We start from the raw sequence: 14,603 nt of genomic DNA, 5'->3' as shown, positions 1-14,603 counted from the left end.
CCTGGGGTCGAAGCACGATGTTGTTATGCCTCGACCGCGACGGCGCACGTTAGAGCGCTTCGGGCCAAACGCCCATCGATACGGAGAGCCCCTATGAGCGAGACCCTCACGATCACCACGCCCGACGGCGCCTTCTCGGCCTATGTGGCGCGTCCTTCCGCGGAGTCCGCCCCGGCGGTCGTGGTCATCCAGGAGATCTTCGGCGTCAACAAGGTGATGCGCGACGTCTGCGACGCCCTGGCCGACCAGGGCTTCCTCGCCGTCTGCCCGGACCTGTTCTGGCGGATCGAGCCGGGCATCGACATCACCGACCAGAGCGAAGCCGAGTGGAAGAAGGCCTTCGAGCTCTACAACGCCTTCGACGTCGACCACGGCGTAGCCGACATCGCCGCCACCATCGCCGCCGTCCGCGCCCTGCCCGGCGTGAACGGCAAGGTCGGGGCGGTCGGCTACTGCCTGGGCGGCCTGCTGGCCTTCCTGACCTCCGCCCGCACCGACGCCGACGCCACCGTCGCCTATTACGGCGTAGGCATCGAAAAGCACGTGGGCGAGGCCGAGAAGCTGGCGCGCCCCCTGCTGATCCACATCGCCGAGGAAGACCAGTTCGTGCCCAAGGAGGCCCAGAAGGTGATCCTCGACGCGCTGAAGGAACATCCGCAGATCGAGATCCACACCTATCCTGGCCGCGACCATGCCTTCGCCCGGGTGGGCGGCGAGCACTACGACGCGGCTGACGCGGGTAAGGCCAACGGCCGCAGCCTGACCTTCTTCAAATCCAACCTGGGCTGACCCGATGCTGGCCATACAAGCCGTCCGCACCGGCGGCCCCGAGGTGCTCGAGGCCGTCGACCTGCCCGCGCCCGCGCCGGGTCCGGGCCAGGTCCTGGTCCGTCACCAGGCCGTGGGCCTGAACTTCATCGACACCTATCATCGCGGCGGCCTGTATCCCCTGAAGATGCCCGCGGTGCTGGGGCTGGAGGCGGCAGGCGTCGTCGAGGCCCTGGGCGAAGGCGTCACGCGGTTCGGGGTGGGCGACCGCGTCGCCTACAACGGCACGCTCGGCGCCTATGCCCAGGCCGCCGTGGTTCCCGCCGATCGCGCGGTGAAGGTTCCCGACGCGGTCAGTCTGGAGACGGCGGCGGCGGTGCTGCTCAAGGGCATGACCGCCGAATTCCTGGTCCGACGCTGCCACAAAGTCGAACCCGGTCAGACCGTATTGATCCATGCCGCCGCCGGCGGGGTGGGCTCGATCCTGGTGCAGTGGTGCAAGGCCCTGGGGGCGACCGTGATCGCCACGGTCGGGTCCGAGGCCAAGGCCGCCCTCGCCCGCGACCACGGCGCCGACCATGTGATCCTCTACGGGCAGGAGGACGTCGCGGCCCGGGTGCTGGAGATCACCGGCGGCCAGGGCGTGGCGGTGGCCTATGACGGGGTCGGCAAGGACACCTTCGAGGCCAGCCTCAAGAGCCTGGGACGGCGCGGGGTGCTGGCCACCTTCGGCAACGCCTCGGGACCGGTACCACCGTTCGCCCCACTGGAGCTGTCGGGCAAGTCGCTGTTCGTCACCCGGCCCCGGCTGTTCGATTACATCGCCTCGACCGCCGAGCTGGACGAAAGCGCCGAGGCGCTGTTCGCCGTGCTGGCTTCAGGCGCGGTGAAGATCGAGATCGGCCAGACGTTTCCGTTGGCCGAGGCCCGTGCGGCGCACGAGGCGCTGGAGGGTCGGCGGACGACCGGAGCGACGCTGCTGATTCCGTAATACTTCTCCTCCCCCGTGAAACGGGGGAGGTGGCCGCGCAGTGGACGGAGGGGGCGTCCGGCCGCCGCACGACGCCCCCTCCGTCACGATGCGTATTCGCATCGCGACACCTCCCCCGCTTCGCGGGGGAGGAGGAAAGGCGCGTCTATCCCTAGCGGATAGCCAACGGAGTTCAGCGATTTCAATCGCCTGAAAAATCTCGACCACACTTATCCCCCACCTCACGGCCTGGCGCATAATCGAGGGACTTCAAGGCGATGGGGAGGGCGCTAAGGCCTGCGACCTTCGCGGCCTTGGGGTGCGGTCGAGCGGGCGCGCTCGTCGGCGGCGGTCTCGCAAGAGGCCGTAACCTTGTCCATCTGGTGCCGGCCGGGCCTCGAAAATAAACGGCGTTGGACGAAGGGCCGATGAGGGCGACAGGCTTGCGGCGACGCAAGCGTTCCGGGACCGGGCGACGCAAGCCCGGCCCGCCCGTCGGGGGCTAAGACCGGCGCGGTTCCAACAGGACCGGACGCCGGGCGCTCCCGGATAATGATCGCGCGGAGCGTCGGTCCAAGTCGAAACGGTATTTCTTCAAACAGCTTCCGGGCCTGGCCCGGCGCTCCGCAGCCCTCCCCGAATTTCGCAGCGAAAGCGCGAGGACGAGAGATCATGCGCGCTGACACTTGCCCCCACCTGGCGGCTTCGCCGCCTGTCCGCCCCCGTAGGGGGCGGAGGACGCGCACCTCTTCCCCTACGGGGGGAAGACGACCGCGAAGCGGTCCGTAGGGGGCAAGTGGGCGCCGCACCAACCCCTGCAAGCAACAAAAAAGGCGGCCGGTTCGCACAGGCCGCCCTTCGTGTTTCACGTGAAACACCAAGCTTAAGTGTTCATGCTCTGGAAGAAATCGCCGTTCGTCTTCGACTGGCGCAGCTTTTCCAGCAGGAACTCGATGGCGTCCGAAGCGCCCATCGGGTTGAGGATGCGGCGCAGGACGTAGGTCTTCTGCAGCTGGTCCTTCGGGGTGATGAGCTCTTCCTTGCGGGTGCCGGACTTGAGCACGTCGATGGCCGGGAAGATGCGCTTGTCGGCGACCTTGCGGTCCAGGACGATTTCCGAGTTACCGGTGCCCTTGAACTCTTCGAAGATCACTTCGTCCATGCGGCTGCCGGTGTCGATCAGGGCCGTGGCGATGATCGACAGCGAGCCGCCCTCCTCCACGTTGCGCGCCGCGCCGAAGAAGCGCTTGGGGCGCTGCAGGGCGTTGGCGTCGACACCGCCGGTCAGCACCTTGCCCGACGACGGGACGGTGGTGTTGTAGGCGCGGCCCAGACGCGTGACCGAGTCGAGCAGGATGACCACGTCGCGCTTGTGCTCGACCAGGCGCTTGGCCTTTTCGATGACCATCTCGGCCACCTGCACGTGGCGGGTCGCCGGCTCGTCGAAGGTCGAGGCGATGACCTCGCCCTTCACGGTGCGCTGCATGTCAGTGACTTCTTCCGGGCGCTCGTCGATCAGCAGGACGATCAGATAGCACTCGGGGTGGTTGGTCTCGATCGACTTGGCGATGTTCTGCAGCATCACCGTCTTGCCGACGCGCGGCGGGGCGACGATCAGGCAGCGCTGGCCCTTGCCCAGCGGGGCGACGATGTCGATGACCCGGCCCGAGCGATCCTTGATGGTCGGATCGGGCAGTTCCATGTTCAGGCGCTCTTCGGGATAGAGCGGCGTCAGATTGTCGAAGTGGACCTTGTGGCGGACGTTGTCCGGGCTCTCGAAGTTGATCTTCGAGACGCTGGTCAGGGCGAAGTAGCGTTCGCCTTCGCGCGGCGAGCGGATAGCGCCCTCCACGCTGTCGCCGGTGCGCAGGCCGAACTTGCGGATTTGCGAGGGCGACACGTAGATATCGTCCGGACCCGGAAGATAGTTGGCTTCCGGCGAGCGCAGGAAGCCGAAGCCGTCCTGCACCACTTCCATCGTGCCCGAGCCGAAGATCTCCACGCCTTCCTCGGCGAGGGTCTTCAGGATCGCGAACATCATGTCCTGCTTGCGCATGGAGTTGGCGTTCTCGACCTCGAAGGTCTCGGCGAAGGCCAGCAGGTCGGCGGGCGACTTTTCCTTCAGCTCCTGCAGCGACATCCGCGTCAGGCCCATGGCGGCGACGGCGGCGCTGATCTCGGAGTCTTCGTCGCCGGCGTCATCGCCGACGGAGGTGTCAGTGGCCGGCTCGACCGTCGTATCGACGACGGGTTCCAGCTCGGGGGTGTTTTCGGGGGTTTCGGTCTGGTCAGTCATAGTGACACTCAACGTCGCGCGGCCCGCGAGGTCGCGAGCCGTGCCTTGGTTCTAGACGGACTCGTCGCGGTGAAGCGGCGAGCGGGTCGCGCCATGACGACGGCGCGTATCGATCGGGGGACAGACCTTCGAAGCCAGAGCTCCGGGGGCGCGTCAGGACGAGCGCCGGTCCGTAAGAGGCGGGAACGCGGAGCCTTGGCGCCGCGCCTGTCTGGATGGGAACCACAAGCAGCCTCGCCGGTCAAGCAAAGCCGCCAGCAGATCAGTGTCCCAGGAACTTGGTCGTCACCGACAGCACGATGACGATCGCCGCCAGGAAGGGCAGCTCGTTGGTCATCCGCCAGAACTTCTCCGAGCGGGTATTGGTCCCCGAGGCGAACTGGCGGCGGGCCTTGGAAACGAAGCCGTGCCAGGCGAACAGGAAGATGAGGGCGGCGATCTTGGTCAGGGCCCAGGGCTTCAGATAGAAGTCCGGCCCCAGCCGCTGGGTGTCGGCCATGGCCAGCAGCAGGCCCATCAGGAGCGCCAGGATCATAGCCGGGTTGATGATGATCCGCAGGGTGCGCAGTTCGGCCAGCTTGAACGTCGCGTCCATCTCCGAACCGGGCTCGGCCTTCATGTGATAGACGAACAGGCGCGGCAGGATCAGCATGCCGGCGATCCAGGCCATCACGAAGATGATGTGCAGGCCGCGGATCAGGTCGAAATGACCGGCCAGGAAATCCATCATGCGCGCGCTTCCTTGACGCTGGAGCCTTGAACCCGGTCGTCCGAGCCGACGGCGGTTTCCACCGCGCGACCCAGGGCCCGGACGAAGCCCGGCGCGACGCCCAGGGCCGGCACGCGGACATAGACCGGGCAGCCCGCCTCAAAGGCCACTTCGCGATATTCGTGGTCAAGCTCGACCAGGGTCTCGATGTGCTCGGAGACGAAGGCGATGGGGGTCACGACGAGGGCCAGCCCCTGCTTGGCGGCGGCGCGGATCTCATCCTCGGTCGAAGGGCCGATCCACTTCATAGGCCCGACCCGGCTCTGATAGGTCACCCGCCAGTCCCAGCCCTCGCCCAGCCTGGCCGCCACCGCCGCGGCCGTCGCCTCGATCTGCTGCTGGTAGGGATCGCCGCCCAGGATCACCTTCTCCGGCAGACCATGGGCCGAGAACAGCAACCGCGCCGGACCCGGACGTCCGGCCTTGTCGTAGGTGGCCTGGATCAGGTCGGCATGGGCCTGAATGAAATCTTCGTCCGTCGGATAGCTGAGGATCGTCGAGACCCGACCCGGACCCTTGCGATAGGCGCGCTTCCACGCCTTCAGCGACGAGCCGGTCGTGGTCGTGGAGTACTGCGGATAGAGCGGCAGCAGCACCACCTCGTCCGGGGCGAAGGCCTTCACCGCCTTGGCCGTCTCGTTGGTCAGCGGCTTCCAGTAGCGCATGGCGATGAAGCAACGCGTCTCGGCGTCCGGCAAGCGGGCGGCCAGGTCGGCTTCCAGCGCCCGGGCCTGTTTCTCGGTTTCCGGCAACAGGGGCGAACCGCCGCCCATCAGGGCGTAGTTTTCCTTGGCGAGCTTCGTGCGGGTCGTCGCGATCAGGGCCGCGATCGGATAGCGCGCCGGGGCCGGCAGGCCGATGATCGCCGGGTCCCGGAAGAGGTTGAACAGGAACGGCCGCACCGAGTCCTGTCCGTCCGGTCCGCCCAGGTTGAACAGGACGACGGCGATCTTGCGCCTCTTGCCCCCCGTGGTCGTCATTTGCCGGTGACCCGCGCCAGCACCGCCTCGACATGGGCGATGGGCGTGTCGGGCAGGATGCCATGACCCAGGTTGAAGATGTAAGGGCCCTGCCCCCACTGCTCCAGCAGCTGATCCACCCGCGCCAGCAGGGCGTCTCCGCCGGCCCGCAGCAGCAGCGGATCCAGCGCGCCCTGGATGGCCTTGGTCTTCTGGATCGACTGGCCCAGGGCGGCGGAGGCCTGGGTGTCCAGCGCCACGCCCTGCACGGGGGCGAGCTTGGCGTAGGTCTCGACCAGGGTCCCGGCCCCACGCGGGAAGCCGATGATCGGGGTGGTCACGCCCTTGGCGCGCAGGCCCTCGACGATGGCGGTGTGCGGCTTGGTCACCAGGCGGTCGAACAGCGGCTCAGACAGCCCTTCGGCCCAGCTCTCGAACAGCTTCAGCACCTGAGCGCCCGAGGCCGCTTGCATAGCCAGGTAGTCGATGGTGGCGTCGACCAGCACCTGGATCAAGGCGTCCAGCTTTTCGGGGTTCTGATAGGCGAAGGTCCGAGCCCCGGAACGATCGCTGGATCCGCCTTCGATCATGTAGGTCGCCACCGTCCAGGGCGCGCCGGCAAAACCGATCAGGGTCCGGTCCGGCTCGAGAGCCGAACGCACCCGGCTCAGGGTCTCGCCCACCGCGCCCAGCGCCTGGCCGGCCTGGCTTGTCAGGTCGCGCATCGACTCGATCGACGGCAGCTCGCCCAGCTTGGGCCCCTCGCCCGCCTCGAACCAGACCTTCTGGCCCAGGGCCTGGGGTATCAGCAGGATGTCGGCGAAGACGATGGCCGCGTCGTACGGAAACCGCCGCATGGGCTGCAGCGTCACCTCGGCGGCCTTCTCCGGGTTCAGGCAGAAATCGATGAAGGTCGGCTCGGTGGCCCGGACGGCCCGATACTCCGGCAGATACCGTCCGGCCTGGCGCATGAACCACACGGGCGGGCGTTCGGCCTTCTGGCCATCAAGGACGGAAAGGAGCTTGGGCTTCTGAGCGTTCGACATGCAGGCCTTAAATCCCGTCAGGCCCGTGGGCTCAAGCCCGTATCTCCCCGGAGGCCTTCTTCCTTTCTACCTTCTTTCTTTAAGAAGATCTTAAGGAAGATTGTAGGAGATGGTGAGCAAGTGCCTAACGGGGAAAACCCGTTCGCGGTCGCGTGCGCTCTCAGGACATCGCCAGAACATCCAAGCTCCGCCCACATGTGGGCGCGGCCCTGTGAACTGTGGGGATCGTTTGCTAGAGCTTCGAAATTGCTAATGAAACGTTAATATGGCTAACGGCGCCGTAACCATGAGCGCGCGCTCATCCCCGGTTTGGGGGAATCGCGGCTACACGATCTGTGGAGACGATCTCAGACTGGGGATTGTCCGCGATCAACGCGACCGTTTAACACAGGGTCAGTTCGACGCACCGTAACGAGGCGGGATTCACCCCCGCTCATCCCCAGGGGTCAGGCCAGTGGTTAAGCAACCGTTAACGGATGATCCACAGGAAGCTGGCCTGGCTGAGGAAAAGGCCGCGCCCAGGTTCGCCACCTATTTCCACATCCACCTGGTGTCGGACTCCACCGGCGAGACCCTGAACGCCATGGCCCGGGCGGTCTGCGCGCGGTTCACCGACATTCTGCCGATAGAACACATCTACGCCCTGGTGCGTTCCACGCGCCAACTCGACCGGGCGTTGGAGGAGATCGCCGGCGCGCCGGGCGTGGTGATGCACACGATCATCGACCCCAATCTGCGCGCGGCGCTGGAAGAAGGCTGCCGGCGGCTGGAGATGCCGTGCATCGCCGCTCTGGACCCAGTGGTCAGCGCCATGTCGCGCTATCTGGGCGCGCGGATCTCGACCCGGGTCGGCGCCCAGCACGCCCTGAACAACGACTATTTCGACCGCATCGAGGCCTTGGACTACGCCATCGCCCACGACGACGGCCAGGGCGGTCAGGACCTGACCCAGGCCGACGTCATCCTGGTGGGGGTGTCGCGCACCTCCAAGACCCCGACCTGCATCTATCTGGCCCATCGCGGCGTGCGCGCCGCCAACGTGCCGCTGGTGCCGGGCCGCCCGCCGCCCGACGAGCTGTTCACCCTGAAGAACACTCTGATCGTCGGGCTGATGACCTCGCCCGAGCGGCTGATCCAGATCCGCCGCAACCGCCTGCTCTCCCTCAAGGAGAACCGCGAGAGCGACTATATCGACACCGACGCCGTGCGGCAGGAGATCATCGCCGCCCGCCGGCTGTTCGAGCGCCAGGGCTGGCCGATCATCGACGTCACCCGCCGCTCGGTCGAGGAGACGGCGGCGGCGATCATCAACCTGCTGTCGGGCGGCCGGGGCCAGGTCGAGGTCCTGGGATGAGCTCACCGCCCATCACCCTGGCTTCGACCAGCGCGACCCGCCAGGCGATCCTGCGCAACGCCGGCGTCGCCTTCGAGGCTGTCGCGTCCGGCGTCGACGAGGACGCCGCCAAGGCCGGCCTGCTGGCCGAGGGCGCCGCGCCCCGCGACATCGCCGACGCCCTGGCCGAGCTGAAGGCCTTCAAGGTCTCGACCAAGCGCTCGGGCCTGGTGATCGGCTCGGACCAGACCCTGGAGCTGGACGGCGTCCTGATCGACAAGGTCGACACCGTCGAAGAGGCCCGCGCACGCCTGATCCAGTTGCGCGGCAAGGTCCACAAGCTGCACTCGGCCGTGGTCGTGGCGCGCGACGGCCAGCCGATCTGGCGCATCGTCGAGACCGCCCGGCTGTCGGTGCGGACTTTCAGCGACGCCTGGCTCGACGGCTATATCGAGCGCAACAGCCCCGACATCCTGTGGTCGGTGGGCTGCTACCTGCTGGAAGGCGAAGGCGTGCAGCTGTTCGACCGCGTCGACGGCGACTATTTCGGCATCCTGGGCCTGCCGGTCACCCGCCTGTTCGATTTCTTGCGCCTGCACGGAGCCCTCCCCTCATGAGCGTCACGGGAGCGGCCATCGTCGCCGGGGTCTGCGGCCAGCCGATCCGCCATTCGATGAGCCCGGTGATCCACAACGCCTGGATCGCCGCGGCCGCGCTGAACGCCGCGTATGTGCCGTTCGCCCCGGGCGAGGACAGTTTCGAGACCTTCGTCGAGGGCCTGCGCGGCGGGGCGATCCGGGGGCTCAACGTCACCATCCCGTTCAAGGAGCAGGCCCTGGCGGCGGCCGACCGCTGCAGCGACCTGGCCCGCTTGGCCGGCGCGGCCAACCTGCTGGTCTTCGAGGCCGACGGCGCGATCGTCGCCGACAATACCGATGGTCCCGGCCTGATCGCCGCTATCGCGGTGCAAGCTCCCGGCTTCGACCTGGCGTCCTCGCCCGTGGTGATCCTGGGCGCCGGCGGCGCGGCGCGGGGCGCGGCGGCCGCCCTGGCCTTGGCCGGCGCGCCCCGCGTCAGCATCGTCAACCGCACCTTCGCCCGCGCCGAGGCCATCGCCCGCACCGTCGGCGGCGTGGTCGAGGCCGCCGCCGAAGACGAGCTGGACACCCTGCTGGCCGACGCCGGCCTCGTCATCAACGCCACGTCCCTGGGCCTGGGCGGCGGACCCGGTCCCGCCGCGCGGCTGGAGCTGACCCCGAAGAACGCCGTGGTGCTGGACATGGTCTACAAGCCCCTGCGCACCGAATTCCTCCAGCGCGCCGAGGCGGCCGGCCGGCGCACGGTGGACGGACTGGAGATGCTGCTGCGCCAGGCGGTCCCCAGCTTCGAGGCCTTCTTCGGCGTCGCGCCTCCCGCCGAAGTGGATATCCGCGCCCTCGCCCTGGCCCAGCTAGGAGCCGCGAAATGATCGTCGTGGGCCTCACCGGTTCCATCGGCATGGGCAAGTCGACGACCTCGACCATGTTCCAGGACGAGGGCGTGCCGGTCTATGACGCCGACGCGGCGGTCCATGCGCTCTACGCCAGCGGTGGGGCGGCGGTGGCCCCGGTCGAGGCGGCCTTTCCCGGCGTGGTGGTGGACGGCGCCATCGACCGCGCCCGGCTGAGCGCCAGGGTGGTCGGCGATTCCGAGGCCCTGGCGGTGCTGGAATCCATCGTCCATCCGCTGGTCGGCGCTCACCGCATCGGCTTCTTCGAGGATGCGCAGGCCCAGGGCGCCGACGTGGTGGTGCTCGACATCCCGCTCCTCTTCGAGACCAACGGTCACAAGAAGGTCGACAAGATCGTCGTGGTCTCGGCCCCCGCCGACGTCCAGCGCCGGCGGGTGCTGGCTCGGCCGGGCATGGACGAGGCCAAGTTCGAGGCGATCCTGGCCCGCCAGACGCCCGACGCCGAGAAGCGTGAACGCGCCGACTTCGTGATCGATACGGGACAAGGCCTGGACCACGCCCGCGACCAGGTCCGCGACATCCTGACTCGTCTTCGGACGGCGGCTCCGCTTGAAGGCTCCGGCGAACACGCCCATTAAACGGCCATGGCGCGTGAGATCATCCTCGACACCGAAACCACCGGCTTCGATCCCAAGACCGGCGACCGCCTGGTCGAAATCGGCTGCATCGAGGTGGTCGACTTCATGCCCACCGGCCGGTCGTTCCACGAATATTGCGACCCGCTGCGCGACATGCCGGCCGAGGCCGAGAAGGTGCACGGCCTGTCCAGCGCCTTCCTGAAGGGCAAGCCGAAGTTCGAGGAGATCGCCGACCGGTTCCTGGAGTTCGTCGGCGACAGCCCGGTGATCGCCCACAACGCCGCCTTCGACCGCAGCTTCGTCAATTTCGAGCTGGAAAAGTGCGGCCGCGCGCCGATCGTGGAGGCCAGCTGGGTCGATACCCTGGCCATGGCCAAGAAGCGCTTTCCGGGCATGTACAACTCGCTCGACGCGCTCTGCAAACGCTTCAAGATCAGCCTCGACAGCCGCGACAAGCACGGCGCCCTGATCGACGCCCACCTGCTGGCCGAGGTGTATCTGGAGCTGCAGGGCGGCAAGGAACGCGCCCTGGAGCTGACGGCGGTGGTGGCCGTCAACGCCGTCTCGGCCGCCCGCGCCGGCTCGTACGGCGCCCGCGCCCGGCCGCTGGCCCCGCGCTCGACCGAGGCGGAGCGCGAAATCCATGCCGCCTTCGTGAAGAAGAACCTCAAGGACAAGGCCGTCTGGATCCAGTTCGGCGTCGGGGCCGTGGCCGAGGGCTGAGCCCTTCATCACTTGCCCCCTTCGGGCCTTCGGCCCTCCTTCCCCCGTAGGGGGAAGAGGACGGTTTGCGTGGGCGTCCTCCGCCCCCTACGGGGGCGGACAGGCGGCGAAGCCGCCAGGTGGGGGCAAGTGGGTGTGATCCCACGCCGGCGGCTGTGAGTTGGAGGAAAGGGACGCGGAGCGCCGGACGACGTCCGGAGTGTTTGAATGTGTGTACCGTTTCGACGAAGCCCGTTCGCTCCGCGCAACCGTTACTCGCCAGCTTCCGGTAGGCAGCCCTGTTGAGGCTTAGCCGGACCCGGTTCCGCCGTTTCCGACGGTCCCGGACGCCGGGGGCGCGGACCTATGGGCAAAACACGCGCTTTATCCCCGTTCGACGCCGACGGCGGGCGGGCTCCCCAACGATGGAAGTCCCCGGACACGCTGGAGTAACCCCCTCCAGCCCAATCCCGCTCGATTACCCCCCGCCGCCGCATCGGTCGCTGGCCATGCGCCCTTTCCCTGCGTCGAGGTGAGGACAGGATACGGCGGGTCCGACACCCTGCGGGGAATAAAGATTTAGCGCAGCGATTTCAGAAGGCTGACGCGCCATGAGCCGGGGACATGCACTTGTGCGTGTCCCCACCTTCGCCCACGGCGTCTGATCGTCATGCTCAGCGGATGAGTTTGGGGACACGCACAAGTGCATGTCCCCGGCCGTGCGTGAACCTAGTCTCCGAAGTACCGCGCCTCCGCGATGTCCGCGAGAAGATCCGGCTGACGCGGCGTCCAGTCCAGCAAGGCCCGCGTCTTTGCCGCCGAGGTCGGGGAGTCCGCGCCGGCGAAGCGGACGAACCAGCCGAAGTGGTCGGCCGCCTCCTCTGGCGAGATGCTGACCGTCGGCACGCCCAGCCCTGCGCCGATGGCGTCGGCGATCGCCTTGAACGGCACGGCCTCCTCGGCGATGGCGTGGTAGCGCGCCCCGCCCTCGCCGCGCTCCAGCGCACGCCGGTAGACCGGCGCGGCGTCGAGGCGGTGCACGGCCGACCAGCGGTTGGCGCCGTCGCCGATATAGGCCGCCACGCCCTTCTCGCGCGCCAGGCCGATCAGGTGCGGCACGAAGCCGTGGTCGCCCCGGCCGTGGACCGACGGCGGCAGGCGCACGACCGAGGCCTTGATCCCGCGCGCGGCCAGCGCCGCTGCCGCGGTTTCCGACTGGCGTGGGTGGCCCTGCGCTGGCCAGGCGTCGTCCTCGACCGCCGTGCGCCCCTGGACCAGCAGCAGGGTTCCCGAGGTGACCAGCAGCGGCTTGTCCGATCCCTCCAGCGCTCCGCCCAGCGCCTCGATGGCGCGGCGGTCCAGCTCGCAGTTCTCGATGAAGCGCGAGAAGTCGTGATTGAAGGCGGTGTGGATCACGCCGTCGGCGGCGGCCGCGCCCCGGGCCAGGCTGTCCAGATCCTCGAGGGTTCCGAGATGGACCTGCGCCCCGGCCGTCTCGAGCGCCTGGGCTCCGGCGTCGGACCGAGTCAGGCCCAGCACCTGGTGGCCGGCGGCGATCAGGTCGGCGACCACCGCCGAGCCGACGAAGCCGGTGGCTCCGGTGACGAAAACACGCATGAAAACTCTCCGATAGTGCGACGAGAGTCATTCTGCGCCTATGATATGCCGGTAAAAGACGTGATCTTATCAGGGTATAATGACTAACAGGATCAGCCCGCCCTCGGTCCAGGACTCGCTGGCCACCTATCTAAAAGGTCGGCGCACGCGGCTGAACCCGGCCGATTTCGGCCTGCCCGCCGGTCGGCGGCGCACGCCGGGCCTGCGCCGCGAAGAGGTGGCGCAGCGGGCCAATATCAGCGCCACCTGGTACACCTGGCTGGAACAGGGACGCGGCGGCGCGCCCTCGGCCGACGTTCTGGATCGCATCGCCCGCGCCCTGCTGCTGACCGACGTCGAGCGCGAACACTTGTTCCTGCTGGGCCTGGGCCGCCCGCCCGAGGTTCGCTACGCCAAGTCCGAAGGGGTGACGCCCAGGCTGCAGCGGGTGCTGGACGCCTTCGAGGTCAGCCCGGCGCTGGTGCGCACCGCCACCTGGGACGTGGTGGCCTGGAACAAGGCGGCCGAGGCGGTGCTGACCGACTACGGCGCCCTGCCGCCCGACCAGCGCAACATCCTGCGGCTGATCTTCGGCGATCCGCGCGTGCGCGAGGCCCAGTTCGACTGGGACAGCGTGGCCCGGTTCGTGGTCGCGGCCTTCCGGGCCGACGCGGCGCGGGCCGGCGCCACCGACCAGGTCCAGGCCCTGGTCGAGGATCTGAGCCAGCAAAGCCCCGAGTTCGCCCGGCTGTGGCGCGAGAACGACGTGCGTCACTACGGCGAGGGCGTCAAACGCCTGCGCCATCCGCAGCTGGGGCCAATCGCCTTCGAATATTCCGCCTTCGCGGTGGATGGCCGGCCGGACCTGGGGCTGGTCGTCTACAATCCCGCGACGCCGGAGGATGTGGAGAGCGTGCGGGCGTTAATGCGGGCGAAAGCCAACTAGGTCCGCCCATCCCAATCACCGTCATCCCGGGCCTTGTGCCCGGGACCCCTCTATCCGCCGCAGGTGCGGGTGAGTGGCGCGCTGGCGCGCCAAGTCGCTTCACGTGAAAGCTGAACCAGGGGTCCCGGGCACAGGGCCCGGGATGACGGCTGAAAGAGAAACTAGACCTTCAAATCCGCCGTCACCGGTGCGTGGTCGCTGGGGCGTTCCCATTCGCGCACCGTGTCGTGCACCTTCGACGAGACCTTGCCGTCGACGATGGCCGCGTCGCGCAGGCCGGGGCTGGCCAGGATGTGGTCCAGGCGCAGGCCGCGGTTGGACTTGCGGAAGTCGGTGGCGCGGTAGCTCCACCAGGAAAACAGCTTTTCCGGCTCGGGCGTCGCCAGGCGCGGCAGGTCCAGCAGGTCCATCGCCTTGATCATGGCGTCGAAGGCTTCCAGCTCGGCCGGGGTGTGGCTGACGATCTTCAGCATCTGGCGGTGGCTCCAGACGTCGTTCTCGCCGGGCGCGATGTTCAGGTCGCCGGTGACGATCAGCGGCGCCTTGGGGTCGCGCTTCTTCAAGGCCGCCGTCAGGGTCTCGTAGAAATCGAGCTTGTGGTCGAACTTCGGATTGGCGGCCCGGTCGGGCAGGTCGCCGCCGGCCGGGATGTAGAAGTTCTGGATCTCGACTCCGGCCACCTTGACCGCCACGCAGCGGGCGTGGCCCTCGCGGCAGTTCATCAGGGTGGGCGCGTCCTCGATGGGCAGGCGCGAGGCGATGGCCACGCCGTGCCAGCCCTTCTGGCCCATGATCTTCAGGTGCGGCAGGCCCATTTCGACGAAGGCCTCGCGGGGGAATTCCCCCTCCTGGCACTTGATCTCCTGCATGCAGAGCACGTCGGGCGCCTGCTCGTCGACGAAGCGGGCGGCCTGCTCGGCGCGCAGGCGGACGGAATTGACGTTCCAGGTGGCGATACGGAGGCGCATGCCTCTCCTCTAGGGCCTGGCTTGGAGGCTGCACAACGAAAAACGCCCAGAGGCGGAGCCTCTGGGCGAAAGTCGGGTCTCTCATGCCGCCGCCGGGAGGGGATAGGTCCGGCACGGTTGCGAAGAGCGGGTCGGGCGCTCCTCGCCATGCGTGTTAAATCT

Annotated in this window: 14 protein-coding genes; 8 read left to right on the top strand and 6 right to left on the bottom strand. The window is 68.0% G+C overall.

Going from position 1 to position 14,603, the window contains the following annotated elements:
• The first annotated feature begins 93 nt into the window (after nucleotides 1–93).
• Nucleotides 94–789 carry a dienelactone hydrolase family protein gene (locus AC07OA_RS05780; protein ID WP_494662804.1) on the top strand — a complete coding sequence of 232 codons (696 nt, stop codon included), beginning with the start codon at nucleotides 94–96 and terminating at the stop codon, nucleotides 787–789.
• A gap of 4 nt (nucleotides 790–793) precedes the next feature.
• Nucleotides 794–1,759 carry a quinone oxidoreductase family protein gene (locus AC07OA_RS05775; protein WP_494662803.1) on the top strand — a complete coding sequence of 322 codons (966 nt, stop codon included), beginning with the start codon at nucleotides 794–796 and terminating at the stop codon, nucleotides 1,757–1,759.
• Nucleotides 1,760–2,621: 862 nt separating this feature from the next.
• Here AC07OA_RS05775 and rho read toward each other — a convergent pair.
• The 4 genes from rho to hemE all read right to left on the bottom strand — a co-directional run bounded on the left by rho (nucleotide 2,622) and on the right by hemE (nucleotide 6,808).
• Entirely contained in the window at nucleotides 2,622–4,034 is a 1,413-nt protein-coding gene (gene rho / locus AC07OA_RS05770; protein WP_494662802.1) for a transcription termination factor Rho, read from the bottom strand.
• A 262-nt stretch (nucleotides 4,035–4,296) separates the two neighbouring features.
• Nucleotides 4,297–4,764, bottom strand: coding sequence for a HemJ family protein (locus tag AC07OA_RS05765; RefSeq protein ID WP_494662801.1), 468 nt, complete (start codon nucleotides 4,762–4,764; stop codon nucleotides 4,297–4,299).
• Entirely contained in the window at nucleotides 4,761–5,783 is a 1,023-nt protein-coding gene (gene hemH / locus AC07OA_RS05760; protein WP_494662800.1) for a ferrochelatase, read from the bottom strand. The genes AC07OA_RS05765 and hemH overlap by 4 nt, the downstream gene beginning before the upstream one ends.
• Nucleotides 5,780–6,808 (bottom strand): uroporphyrinogen decarboxylase, encoded by a 1,029-nt coding sequence (gene hemE / locus AC07OA_RS05755; RefSeq protein WP_494662799.1) that lies wholly within the window; start codon nucleotides 6,806–6,808, stop codon nucleotides 5,780–5,782. The genes hemH and hemE overlap by 4 nt, the downstream gene beginning before the upstream one ends.
• 454 nt (nucleotides 6,809–7,262) lie before the next feature.
• Between hemE and AC07OA_RS05750 the strand changes: the two genes are divergently transcribed.
• Genes AC07OA_RS05750 through dnaQ form a run of 5 tightly spaced genes read left to right on the top strand, consistent with a single transcriptional unit; the run spans nucleotide 7,263 to nucleotide 10,952 of the window.
• Complete coding sequence (locus tag AC07OA_RS05750) at nucleotides 7,263–8,162, top strand: pyruvate, water dikinase regulatory protein (protein WP_494662798.1); 900 nt, start codon at nucleotides 7,263–7,265, stop codon at nucleotides 8,160–8,162.
• Nucleotides 8,159–8,758 carry a Maf family protein gene (locus AC07OA_RS05745; protein WP_494662797.1) on the top strand — a complete coding sequence of 200 codons (600 nt, stop codon included), beginning with the start codon at nucleotides 8,159–8,161 and terminating at the stop codon, nucleotides 8,756–8,758. The genes AC07OA_RS05750 and AC07OA_RS05745 overlap by 4 nt, the downstream gene beginning before the upstream one ends.
• A complete protein-coding gene (aroE, locus tag AC07OA_RS05740; protein WP_494662796.1) occupies nucleotides 8,755–9,609 on the top strand; it encodes a shikimate dehydrogenase in 855 nt (284 codons plus the stop codon). Before AC07OA_RS05745 ends, aroE begins: the two co-directional genes overlap by 4 nt.
• Nucleotides 9,606–10,229, top strand: a complete 624-nt coding sequence (gene coaE / locus AC07OA_RS05735) for a dephospho-CoA kinase (RefSeq protein ID WP_494662795.1) — start codon at nucleotides 9,606–9,608, stop codon at nucleotides 10,227–10,229. Before aroE ends, coaE begins: the two co-directional genes overlap by 4 nt.
• Before the next feature lie 6 nt (nucleotides 10,230–10,235).
• Nucleotides 10,236–10,952 (top strand): DNA polymerase III subunit epsilon, encoded by a 717-nt coding sequence (gene dnaQ / locus AC07OA_RS05730; protein ID WP_494662794.1) that lies wholly within the window; start codon nucleotides 10,236–10,238, stop codon nucleotides 10,950–10,952.
• A gap of 708 nt (nucleotides 10,953–11,660) precedes the next feature.
• Here the strand turns inward: dnaQ and AC07OA_RS05725 are convergent.
• Nucleotides 11,661–12,548: an SDR family oxidoreductase gene (locus tag AC07OA_RS05725; RefSeq protein ID WP_494662793.1), complete on the bottom strand. Its 888-nt coding sequence runs from the start codon at nucleotides 12,546–12,548 to the stop codon at nucleotides 11,661–11,663.
• A 79-nt stretch (nucleotides 12,549–12,627) separates the two neighbouring features.
• On the opposite strand from AC07OA_RS05725, the gene AC07OA_RS05720 reads away from it, so the two are divergent.
• Nucleotides 12,628–13,473: a helix-turn-helix transcriptional regulator gene (locus AC07OA_RS05720; protein WP_494662792.1), complete on the top strand. Its 846-nt coding sequence runs from the start codon at nucleotides 12,628–12,630 to the stop codon at nucleotides 13,471–13,473.
• A gap of 161 nt (nucleotides 13,474–13,634) precedes the next feature.
• Here the strand turns inward: AC07OA_RS05720 and AC07OA_RS05715 are convergent, their stop codons facing one another.
• Entirely contained in the window at nucleotides 13,635–14,441 is an 807-nt protein-coding gene (locus AC07OA_RS05715; RefSeq protein WP_494662791.1) for an exodeoxyribonuclease III, read from the bottom strand.
• Between the last annotated feature and the right edge of the window lie 162 nt (nucleotides 14,442–14,603).

The organism is Caulobacter sp. GW821-FHT09B08 (assembly GCF_059418225.1).
This window is presented reverse-complemented; position numbering and strand designations above follow the sequence as displayed.